Source organism: Vreelandella arctica (genome assembly GCF_037070215.1).
GTDB lineage: Bacteria > Pseudomonadota > Gammaproteobacteria > Pseudomonadales > Halomonadaceae > Vreelandella > Vreelandella arctica.
Window position 1 is genome coordinate 1 of sequence record NZ_JBANSN010000087.1, and the last position, 1401, is coordinate 1401.

1 rRNA gene is annotated in these 1401 nt (G+C 52.4%); it reads right to left on the reverse strand.

Annotated features, from left to right (window positions below):
- Positions 1–1320: ribosomal RNA gene (locus V8L70_RS22770) — 23S ribosomal RNA — on the reverse strand; the annotation flags it as partial.
- Between the last annotated feature and the right edge of the window lie 81 nt (positions 1321–1401).

Here is a 1401-nt window from a genome sequence, read left to right on the forward strand (position 1 = left end):
CTCCGATTAGCGTCGAACAGAAACCCTTGGTCTTCCGGCGAGGGAGTTTTTCACTCCCTTTATCGTTACTCATGTCAGCATTCGCACTCGTGATACCTCCAGCAGACTTCTCAATCCACCTTCATTGGCGTACACGACGCTCCTCTACCGCTCATCCTAAAAGGATGAACCCGTAGCTTCGGTACCTGGTTTAGCCCCGTTACATCTTCCGCGCAGGCCGACTCGACTAGTGAGCTATTACGCTTTCTTTAAAGGATGGCTGCTTCTAAGCCAACCTCCTAGCTGTCTGAGCCTTCCCACATCGTTTCCCACTTAACCAGGATTTCGGGACCTTAGCTGACGGTCTGGGTTGTTTCCCTTTTCACGACGGACGTTAGCACCCGCCGTGTGTCTCCCACGCGTTACTCACCGGTATTCGGAGTTTGCCTCGGGTTGGTAAGTCGGGATGACCCCCTAGCCGAAACAGTGCTCTACCCCCGGCGGTACTACATGAGGCGCTACCTAAATAGCTTTCGAGGAGAACCAGCTATCTCCGAGCTTGATTAGCCTTTCACTCCGATCCACAAGTCATCCAAATCTTTTTCAACAGATCCTGGTTCGGGCCTCCAGTTGATGTTACTCAACCTTCACCCTGCTCATGGATAGATCGCTCGGTTTCGGGTCTATATCCAGCGACTGTGTCGCCCAGTTAAGACTCGGTTTCCCTACGGCTCCCCTATACGGTTAACCTCGCCACTGAATATAAGTCGCTGACCCATTATACAAAAGGTACGCAGTCACAGAACAAGTCTGCTCCTACTGCTTGTACGCACACGGTTTCAGGATCTATTTCACTCCCCTCTCCGGGGTTCTTTTCGCCTTTCCCTCACGGTACTGGTTCACTATCGGTCAGCCAGGAGTATTTAGCCTTGGAGGATGGTCCCCCCGTCTTCAGTCAAGGTTTCTCGTGCCCCGACCTACTCGATTTCACATGATCAGATTTTCGACTACGGGGCTATCACCCGCTACGGCCGCGCTTCCCAACGCATTCGCCTAATCAGTCACATGCTTAAGGGCTGGTCCCCGTTCGCTCGCCGCTACTAGGGGAATCTCGGTTGATTTCTTTTCCTCAGGGTACTTAGATGTTTCAGTTCCCCTGGTTCGCCTCGTACACCTATGTATTCAGTGCACGATACCGATCTTATGATCGGTGGGTTTCCCCATTCAGAAATGCCCGGGTCACAGGTTGTTGCCACCTCACCGAGCCTTATCGCAGGCTACCACGTCTTTCATCGCCTCTGGCTGCCTAGGCATCCACCGTGTGCGCTTCATTGCTTGACCCTATAACCCGAAGGAGTCTGGTATCTCGCAATGATCACGTTTCATTTTGCCGGATACGCTGACGCGTATCACAATTTAAGA